9 protein-coding genes are annotated in these 9,869 nt (G+C 39.0%); all 9 read right to left on the bottom strand.

The window, feature by feature from the left end:
• Nucleotides 1–101: 101 nt before the first annotated feature.
• The 9 genes from AN161_RS03260 to AN161_RS03220 all read right to left on the bottom strand — a co-directional run bounded on the left by AN161_RS03260 (nucleotide 102) and on the right by AN161_RS03220 (nucleotide 9,853).
• Nucleotides 102–917 carry an SH3 domain-containing C40 family peptidase gene (locus AN161_RS03260; RefSeq protein ID WP_053592947.1) on the bottom strand — a complete coding sequence of 272 codons (816 nt, stop codon included), beginning with the start codon at nucleotides 915–917 and terminating at the stop codon, nucleotides 102–104.
• Nucleotides 914–1,699 carry a serine hydrolase gene (locus tag AN161_RS03255; RefSeq protein WP_053592946.1) on the bottom strand — a complete coding sequence of 262 codons (786 nt, stop codon included), beginning with the start codon at nucleotides 1,697–1,699 and terminating at the stop codon, nucleotides 914–916. Before AN161_RS03255 ends, AN161_RS03260 begins: the two co-directional genes overlap by 4 nt.
• 9 nt (nucleotides 1,700–1,708) lie before the next feature.
• The gene (locus AN161_RS03250) at nucleotides 1,709–2,641 is read right to left on the bottom strand and encodes an LD-carboxypeptidase (protein ID WP_053592945.1); all 933 of its coding nucleotides are present in this window, start codon (nucleotides 2,639–2,641) and stop codon (nucleotides 1,709–1,711) included.
• Nucleotides 2,638–3,585: an ATP-binding cassette domain-containing protein gene (locus AN161_RS03245; RefSeq protein ID WP_053592944.1), complete on the bottom strand. Its 948-nt coding sequence runs from the start codon at nucleotides 3,583–3,585 to the stop codon at nucleotides 2,638–2,640. The genes AN161_RS03250 and AN161_RS03245 overlap by 4 nt, the downstream gene beginning before the upstream one ends.
• Nucleotides 3,575–4,639, bottom strand: a complete 1,065-nt coding sequence (locus AN161_RS03240; RefSeq protein WP_158002959.1) for an ABC transporter ATP-binding protein — start codon at nucleotides 4,637–4,639, stop codon at nucleotides 3,575–3,577. The genes AN161_RS03245 and AN161_RS03240 overlap by 11 nt, the downstream gene beginning before the upstream one ends.
• Before the next feature lie 6 nt (nucleotides 4,640–4,645).
• Nucleotides 4,646–5,620: an ABC transporter permease gene (locus tag AN161_RS03235; protein WP_053592942.1), complete on the bottom strand. Its 975-nt coding sequence runs from the start codon at nucleotides 5,618–5,620 to the stop codon at nucleotides 4,646–4,648.
• The gene (locus tag AN161_RS03230) at nucleotides 5,620–6,564 is read right to left on the bottom strand and encodes an ABC transporter permease (RefSeq protein ID WP_053592941.1); all 945 of its coding nucleotides are present in this window, start codon (nucleotides 6,562–6,564) and stop codon (nucleotides 5,620–5,622) included. The genes AN161_RS03235 and AN161_RS03230 overlap by 1 nt, the downstream gene beginning before the upstream one ends.
• 122 nt (nucleotides 6,565–6,686) lie before the next feature.
• Entirely contained in the window at nucleotides 6,687–8,510 is a 1,824-nt protein-coding gene (locus AN161_RS03225; RefSeq protein WP_053593019.1) for a peptide ABC transporter substrate-binding protein, read from the bottom strand.
• 278 nt (nucleotides 8,511–8,788) lie between these two features.
• Nucleotides 8,789–9,853: a dipeptide epimerase gene (locus tag AN161_RS03220; RefSeq protein WP_053592940.1), complete on the bottom strand. Its 1,065-nt coding sequence runs from the start codon at nucleotides 9,851–9,853 to the stop codon at nucleotides 8,789–8,791.
• Between the last annotated feature and the right edge of the window lie 16 nt (nucleotides 9,854–9,869).

Genomic DNA, 9,869 nt, shown 5'->3' with positions numbered 1-9,869 from the left:
ACTTTTTTGAGTTTCTAAATCCAACAAAAGACAGATTTATAATATAAAAAAATGAATTTCTTTAGTTTTTCAGTGCCCTTAGTCAAGCTTCTCTAAACTTTTTATTTAAATAAACTACCAACAGCGGTAATAGATGTTGCCAAATCCTTTCGATAGTGCTGGTGCTGGTCGTCTAGACTATTAATAGTAACCTCATTCCCGCCAAGCGAAGAATGTACATAAAGGTTATCTCCTATATATAAAGCAATATGACCTGGGAAGTACAATAAATCTCCCTTTTGTATGTGTTCTAGTGATATTTCCTTGATAGGAAAACCTTCAACGATTTTGGCATCGCGATAGATATATACCCCATTTAGCATATATGCCATTGAACAAAGGCCTGAGCAATCAATACCTAGCGGCGATTTTCCTCCCCAGCGATAGGGTGCTGCTAAATAGCTAAGAGCTGTTTGGACAACATTTTCTCGTAATTGTTGCTCGGACAAGCTGTTTTCTGGAATTTTTTCTCGTAGCCATTCCCTACGTACGTAACCAATCTCACCTGACACTAATTGCACTGTTGCCCATTCAGGATCTTTCTCGTCAATAGCCATCGAACAGATGATTGAGCCTTTAACGAGAGTCATCATTTTCGTGCTTTGAATTCGGGGTTGCTGCAAAACATCGGCGAAGCTTTGATTAATAAAATGCTTTGCTCCTTGTAGCCAAGTATCCGTTTTTACTTCATGGAACATTAAGTTATCCTTCTGGCAATAACCTTCATAGCGATAAGCAGTTTGTATGCGTATCCAACCCTCATCAATGTCTTCCATAATTCGAACCGTCATTCCGTATAGTATCTCATCCACTAATTCTGAGGCTTTATCTGGCTTCGCGTGTAAATTCGCAATCATTGACGTCACAATGGCATTCATTCTATCATCTCCTTCCGCTTCACCAAGTAATCGTAAACAACTTTGGAAAGACGACCAATTAGCTGTCTTGCATCGTCATTATTAGTAACCTCCGTGACGAAAACGCCAATAAGATAATCCCTTGAATTGTTGTACACAATCCCAACATCATGATCTACCGTATCAAGACCACCTGTTTTATGAGCAAGTTTCACATCATCTACTAAATAACGCTTTAGTGATTCGTGTACACGTTGACGACTTAAAATATCTAACGTTAGCTCACTAAATGCTGATGATAACAAGTCCTTGCGATAAATTCGCGAAAATAGCAGTGCCATATCACGTGCCGACGTAGTATTATCTAAGTCTTTTGCAAGCCTTTCAAAATCCATCATCTTACGTTGAATTGTTGTTTGCAGAAGCCCAATTTGACGAAAATATTGATTGAGTGCCTCCATCCCTAGAAAATCGATTAGTACATTTGTTGCTGTATTATCACTCTTAATAATCATCCATACTAAAAGCTCATAGATGGTACATTGCTCTAGGTGCTGTTCACTAATAACACTAAAATCGCCCCATTCTTCTGGTGCAATCTTAATCTCTTGCTCTATGGATTTGTTGTTACTTTCTAAATAATTCAGAACAGCAAGCAGTATAGGCACTTTAATTAAGCTAGCACTAGAAAACGCGTCTTCTAGCTTTTCACTAATAAAAAATTGCTCAGTCTTACAATCTTTCACAAACATATGCACTTTATAAGGTGCATTTTGAAGAATCTCTGTTATCGTTTGCTTCATATTTCACACCTACTCTATAACTTTTATCATCTGATTCTCCGCGTCCATTGTTATTGTTCTACCAAGTGGCAGGGACATCGTTGGTAAGGTGTGACCGCAAGCTATGTCCTTTATGATAGGTTTGTGGAGTGGACCTAAAATTTCCTGAAAAATGGTTTGTAGTGATAGGCTATGCTCTGGATGTTTTGGATTTTCAGGACCGCAATTAGTCCATGCTCCTAATAATATACCTGCCACTTCATCTAGTTTCCCTGCTAATTTTAGCTGCGTAAGCATCCGATCAACACGCTGCTCATTCTCGTCTACATCTTCTAAAAATAATATTTTGCCTTTTGTATCAATTTCATATGGTGTCCCAAGAGATGCTGTAACTAATGTTAAGTTCCCACCAATAAGCTGCCCTGTTGCCTTTCCAGCTGCAAGCGTTGTCATTGGACGTCCAGGTGGATTTTCAAGGTAGTAGTCACTACGCTCTGTTGCGGTCACATTTTCGATAAAAGAATTCCATGTGTAGTGATCCATCTCCGGCCGAATAAATTCTGTAGAGGGCATTGGTGTATGATACGTGACAAAGCCACATTTTTGGTTAAAGGCGATATGTAGTGCTGTCACATCGCTATAACCAGCAAATACTTTTGGATTAGCTTTTATCATATCGAAATCAAGAAGCGGTAAAATTTTCGTCGCTCCGTAACCTCCACGTATACAAAAGATGCCGTCAATATTTGAATCCCTAAACATTTGATTAACTTCAGAGGCACGTAATTCATCAGAGCCTGCTAAGTAGCCATGCCTTGCTCGACATGTCTCCCCAGCGACGACTTTAAACCCTAGCTTCTCGATACTTTCTACGGCAGGAACAAATTTTTCAGGCGGCGTTGCACCCGAAGCACTTATAAGACCAATTGTATCACCTTTTTTCAATGCCTTTGGACGAATCATTTGCTTACCTCCATTTTAAGTGAAGTTCGGTATCTTTCTAATTCCTCTTCATTTGCCAATACAAAATGACCTTCCTCCATTTCGATAAATGACGGTGGCTGAATGTCATAGCTGTGCTGTGATGGATCGTAGATTTCTACGACTTTGTCACGCTCCTTATAAGGATTCGGCTCAGGTACTGCAGATAATAATGCCCTTGTATATGGATGAATGGGATTAGTAAATAGCTTTTCTGTCTCAGCTAGCTCAACAATTTTACCTTTATAAATAACAGCAGTTCGGTCAGTAATAAAACGGACGACAGATAAGTCATGTGCAATGAATAAATAAGTTAAATCATTTTGCTGCTGTAGGTTTGCTAATAAATTTAATACTTGCGCACGAATGGAAACATCTAATGCTGAAATCGGTTCATCCGCAATTATAAACTCTGGCTCCATTACTAATGCGCGTGCAATGCCGATACGCTGGCGCTGTCCTCCTGAAAATTCATGCGGGAAGCGACTAGAAAACTCCGGTAATAATCCTACATTTAATAATGCATTGCGCACCTTCTGTTGACGGTCAGCCTCATTTTTGAAATTTTTTGTATTAATAAGCCCCTCAGAAATAATATAGTCAACCTTTGCGCGTTCATTTAGAGATGCCATTGGATCTTGAAAAATCATTTGGATTTTCTGAGTAATTTCTCGATCCCACTCTTTCGATATTTTGCCATTTAGTTTCTTGCCGTGATACAGTATTTGTCCTTCAGTGACTTCATTGATACGCATAATAGCTCGGCCGATTGTTGTTTTTCCAGAGCCTGATTCCCCTACTAAACCAAATGTTTCACCTTTAAAAATCTCGAAGCTGACATCATCAATAGCTATAAATTTATTTTTGCCTTTACCAAAAACAACCTTTAAATTTTTCACCTCAACTAACACTTCTTTATGACTCATGCGCGTATCGTCTCCCTTCCTCGAAAAATGCTTGTAACGCTTCAGGAGGCTCTACTTTCGGAGCGAGTGGATCTAATAGCCATGTGCGAGCATAATGTGTGTCACTCACCTGAAAAAATGGAGGACGTTCCACAAAATCAATCTTTAACGCATATTGATTGCGAGGTGCAAAGGCATCTCCTTTAATTTCTTGAAAAAGATTAGGTGGAGTACCTTTGATGGAATAAAGTTGCTCCCCTTTTGAGCCTAGTTGCGGTAATGAAGAAAGAAGTGCCCATGTATAGGGATGCTTGCCATTAAAGAAAATTTCATGTGTTTTGCCTATTTCGATGACATCCCCCGCATACATAACTGCAATACGGTCAGCTACCTTTGCCACAACTCCTAAATCATGCGTTATATAAACAGTTGTTAGTCCATATTTTTGCTGAAGATCTTTTAAAAGCTGCAAAATTTGTGCTTGGATTGTTACGTCTAAGGCAGTTGTTGGCTCATCGCAAATTAAGATTTTAGGCTTACATGCTAGCGCAATAGCTATTACAATTCGTTGACGCATACCACCCGAAAATTCGTGAGGATATTGCTTATAGCGTTTTTCCACATCGTAAATGCCAACATCTTTTAACAATTTCAAAGTTTCTTCGTATGCTACCTTGCCCTTTAAATTCTGATGTAAAATAACACATTCCTCAATTTGCTTGCCAATTGTTTTCAGTGGATTTAATGATGTCATTGGGTCCTGGGTAACCATTGCCACTTCTTTTCCACGAATGCTTAGCCACTCCTGCTCGGTTTTAAACTGTGCTAAATCCCGGTCATTGTAAATGATTTGCCCCTGATCAATGTAGCCATTTTTATCGAGTAAGCCCATGATTGATTTCATCAGTACTGATTTTCCTGAACCAGATTCGCCAACGATTGCAAGGCTTTCACCTTTGTACAAATCAAGGGAAATATTACGAATAGCAGTTAGCACCCTGCCACGAAGCGTAAATTTTATGACTAGGTTATGGATGGTTAAAATAGGTGATTTAGTTTGTGTCACTTCCATCATCCCCCTTTATACGTGATTTTTCGGATCTGCTGCATCTGCAAATGAATTTCCTATAATATAAAATGCAATCGTAATGACACTTAATACAATACTCGGAAAAATAAGCTGATATCTTAAATCTGGTGACATCATTAGTACCCGTCCTTCATTGATTAAATTTCCTAAAGACGGTTCACTAATCGGTAGGCCTAATCCGATGTATGTTAAAAAAACTTCTGAGCCTATTGCAAATGGTATGGCTAGACTCATTCGTAACATAATCACGGAAATAAGATAAGGTAATAGATTTTTTAAAATAATGCGGTAATCAGGTGTTCCTAAGCATTTTGAGGCTAAGTTATATTCACGATCACGTAAAATAACAATTTGATTGCGTATAAATCTTGCCATTTCTACCCAGCCAGTAATACACATGGCAATAATAATCGTCGAAATACTCGGCCGCAAAATATAGGACATTAAAATAAGTACAATGGTCGTCGGTATGTTATCAACGACGTTGTAAAGCTGTGTGATGGGCAACTCTAATTTACGCGAAAAGCCCCAAAGCGTACCAATTGTAATACCAACGATAGCCTCTACAAAAGCAACGACACAGCCTATAAATAATGAGGTCCTTGTACCTGCCCAAATCCGTGACCATAAATCCTGTCCAATGGAGTTTGTCCCAAACCAAAACTCAGCGTTCGGAGCAATATTACGTGCTTGGAGACCTGTCTGTTCATCTAAATATATTTCAGTCGGTGATTTTTGCGCTGGGAAATACGGCTGTAATATGGTAAAGGTTACGATAATAAGAACACCAACTAATAAGAAGACAGCGATGCGATTTTTCAAAAAGGATTTCCATGTGGAACGCCAATAGGAATAATTAGAATAGGCTGTTTCTTCAGCTTGACGCTCATCTACTTCCGCAAACTCGAACAATGTTTCACGTGATTTATCGGATATATTGTTAATTTCCTCTGAATACATACCCATTAGCGTATACTCTCCCCTTTCCCTAATTTAATCCGTGGATCAACAAGGGCCATTGCAATATCACCTAAAATTAGTCCGATAATTCCAAGTGAAGAGAAAACAAGTACTAAGCCTTGTACAATCGTATTATCCTGTCGCTGTATGGCATCTACGAGTAGCCCCCCCATCCCAGGAATGGAATATAAGGATTCAATATAGATGGAGCCTGTAATAGTAAAAAGAATGGTTGCGGGTAAATATTGTGCCATCGGAATAAAGGCGTTTCGTAGTACATGTTTAAACATTAAGGTACGCTCTTTAACCCCTTTTGCTCTTGCTAGCTTGATATAATCCTTGTTTAGTTCATCCACCATGTAACGCCGCATCCACATAGCATAAGAGGCAGTCGGTGCTAACGCCATTGAAGTGAGTGGTAAAATCCAAGTAATGGGTTTATACTCATCAAAAAGCATTGGTAAATGAAAAATTTCTGTAATATACATTTGAATGACTAAATAATAAACGGCAGCTGGTACTGCAACAACAATGACAATATAGCCAGTCCCTAAGCGATCCAGCCAGCGCCCCTTCATCTGGGCCATCAATATTCCGAGCGGAACCCCAATTAGAAGAGATAACGCAACAGCACCTAAGCCAAATAGCAAGGAATACATGATCTTATCTGCAATAATCGTGACGACTGGTACATCTGTCCGATATGTAACGGATTTACCTAAATCACCTTGAAACAGATTAGCGTAAAAATTTCCTAATTGTACAAGTAACGGGTCACGTAAACCTAAATTCGTTAAATATATCTCTTGTTGAGCAGGTGACATCTTATCTGCTGCTGCCCCTAAATAACCTTCTTCTGGCATTAAACGTAATAATGAGAAGACAATCGTGATAATAATAAAAAGTGTTAAAATTGATTGCAATAATCGTTTTCCTATATACCACAGCATACAACATCCTCCTTTTCCAGAAAGATTAAAGGAGATGCCGACTTTTCTTATTCGGTATCTCCTTCATTAATAAAACCGTTTTTGAACGTTTATCTTAAATGTAGCAATGAAACTAAATGTTTTTATTGTGCTGCTTTAGCTAACGCATCTGCACGCTCCTGCTCCCACTTCTCTAAAGCTTCTTTAAACTCCTCGTTACTCATTGGTTTTTCTAATATTCGCTGACCTTTAAATTTCTCGGCAGTCACACCAAATGGAGAGTATTGAGCCTCAAATGGATTTAATTTAGAAGCAACATAGCCGCTACCCCCTACCGAATAAGGTATGACAAATGCTTCTTCAATTAAGAATGCTTCCGCTTTGGCAAACAGTTCGTAACGTTTTGCTGTATCTATCGTCGCCTTTGCTTCGTCCACTAAGTTTTGATATTTTGATTTTCCGTTTGCTTCTGTATAGCCTTCAGCTAGCTCTGGTTTATTATAAGTACCGTCTGCAGTGAATGGATCCGTATACGTTGATGGATCGGCATAGTCTGGACCCCAGTTTGCTTCGAGTAATGCAAATTTACCAGGTTTACGAACCTCTGATAAAAAGCCTGTTGATGGTCCTGCCTCTACGATTACATCTACATAATCAGTACCTAATAATTTTTCAATCTGCTGCTCAACTACTTGCGAACGATTTGCCCAATCTGGCATACCGGAGTTATAAGGCATTAACACTTTTACTGGGAAAGTTACTTTTCCTTCTAAAGTTGTCTTCGCTTTTTCCTTGTATTGTAAGGCCATCTCCTTGTTAAATGTGTCGTTATTTGAAAGATCCGTTAATGGCGCTAATTGTGTATAGTCAACCCCCTCCACATTCACAAAGTTTTTAGGAGTGATTGTGTTGCTAAGCAAATCTTTTGGATTATAAGGTTCTAAAGTTAGCATTGCAGATACACGGTCGAGCGCATGGAAAAGTGATTTTCGGAAATCTTTATTGTTGACCGCGATTTTCCAATTTTCAGGCTCGTATTCTGCATCAAATTGCGGATTGAAGTTTAATGCAAAGAAATACGTATAGAAGTTATTTTGTGTTTGACGAACTTGTGATTTTTTCTTTTCGTCTTTAAACCATTCATCAATGATAGACGTTGGAATACTCGCTGAATCGATTTCTCCTCGTAAAAATAATTCTGGTGCCACTGTAGCCGCTTCTTTATTGTATTTATAGCGAATACGATCAATCAGTACATTGTCTTTATCCCAATATTTATCATTTTTCACAAGTACCCGCTCATTTTGCGGTTCAAATTTATCTAAAATAAAGGATCCGTTATAAAGGAAATTTTCACGAGTTGTACCAAAGCTATCACCTTTTTCTTCTATAAACTTACCATTAACCGGGAAGAAACAGACATAGTTCAACATAGACAGGAAATAAGGTGTAGGCGTTTCTAAAGTATATTCTACTGTATGTTTATCTACCGCCTTTATGCCTACCTTCGTGAAGTCTGTCATATCACCGTTATAGAAGGCTTCCCCATTTTTCACGACAGTAGCAATCCAAGCTGTCGATGATTCATTCTTTGCATCAAGCACATAATGTAAGCCATCGACAAAATCTTGGGCAACAACATCCGCATACTCTTTACCGTCATGAGTAACCCATTTTGCATCGTCACGAAGCTTGAAAGTCCAAACAGTAGCATCGTTATTTGATGACCAATCTTTAGCTAAGCCTGGTTGTACGACACCGTACTTATCATACTCAATTAATCCATCGACTAAGTTCGCTGCCACAGCAAACTCATTCGTTTCAGAGGTCTTTAAGTAATTTAACGTTTTTATTTCCCCCGAATAAACAACGCGATACTCTGACTTTTTGTCACCTGAAGAATCCTCACTACAGGCTGCACAAAGCATTACAACAAGACACACGAAAAGCAACCAATACCTTTTCATCATAAACAACCCCCCTAGTAATCTCTTTTATCCCGCATAAACGGGCAGTAACTTATCTGTATCGAAAGCGAAGCGTCAAGTACAAAACTCTCTCTTCAAAATTTATGTGAAACAAAAAATATAAGTGGAGGATCAACTGCCCGTAAAAGCCCGATTGGTTCGGGGCAACAGGATGTTGCTCACTCAAGCGTTTTCACAGGATGTCACGGATTTTGAAAGGAATGAATTGTGCATGCACAATTCAAAATCCGGACACAATTCCGCCAAGGCGAAATGGATTATGAAAATCCTATTCCAACTGCATCCGTCATCCTAATTCGATCATTTTCAAATATTGGACCGCCTGGAACAGGATCTTTCAAACATAAGCTGGGTCCGTCTAAATCTATCATCGTAATATTTTTCTGTGATGCGGCAAAATGTGCAGCTGCACTTACGCTAATTTTTGTCTCTAGCATACAGCCAATCATGCATGGTATGTCGTTTGCCTCTGCAATGTGACATATTTTCTGTGCTTGATAAATACCTCCTGTTTTCATGAGCTTAATATTAATCAAATCCGCAGCTCGCATTTCAATAATTGAATAGGCATCTTTTGCAGAGAAAACACTTTCATCCGCTAAAATCTTTGTCAATGTATTAGCTGTTACGAATTGCATACCCGCGAGATCATGACAATGCACGGGCTGCTCAACTAATTCAACATTCGTACCTGCATCTTCAAGTGCACGAATAATTTGTACAGCTTGCTTCGGTGTCCAGCCTTGATTCGCGTCAACTCGTAATGTAATGGCGTGTCCAACTGCATCACGAATGGCAACAACTCGCTCTACATCACTTGCAGGATCTTTCCCAACCTTGATCTTTAAAATTTGAAAACCTCGCTGTACGGCGGCTATACAATCCTTCACCATTTCTTCTGAATCATTTACACTTATCGTAATATCTGTTACTAATTCTTTCCGATAGCCTCCTAATAATTTATACAGAGGTGTTTGATAGTGTTTCGCAAATAAATCATAAATCGCCATATCTACCGCGGCTTTTGCACTGGTGTTTTGATAAATACTGCTGTCGATTCGCTCCATGATTTCTGTCAATTCTTCAATATCCATCCCGATAATGGCTGGCTTTATATACTCTTCGATAGCGTGCGAAATAGACCCTAGTGTTTCACCAGTAATGGCCGCAGTCGGTGCCGCTTCACCGATACCTATTTGCCCATTATCCGCATGAACATAGACAGCAATATTGTGAATGCTATGAACTGTTCTTAAGGCTGTTTTAAATGGTGTTATAAGCGGTGCCTCTACCTTCCCCACGACAATATTTTTAATTTTCATCCATTCACCTACTTTT

Origin of the sequence: Lysinibacillus sp. FJAT-14222, assembly GCF_001278875.1 — a bacterium.
GTDB classification, from domain to species: domain Bacteria; phylum Bacillota; class Bacilli; order Bacillales_A; family Planococcaceae; genus Lysinibacillus; species Lysinibacillus agricola.
The sequence above is the reverse complement of the archived record's forward strand: the minus strand, read 5'-3'. Positions and strand labels throughout refer to the sequence as shown.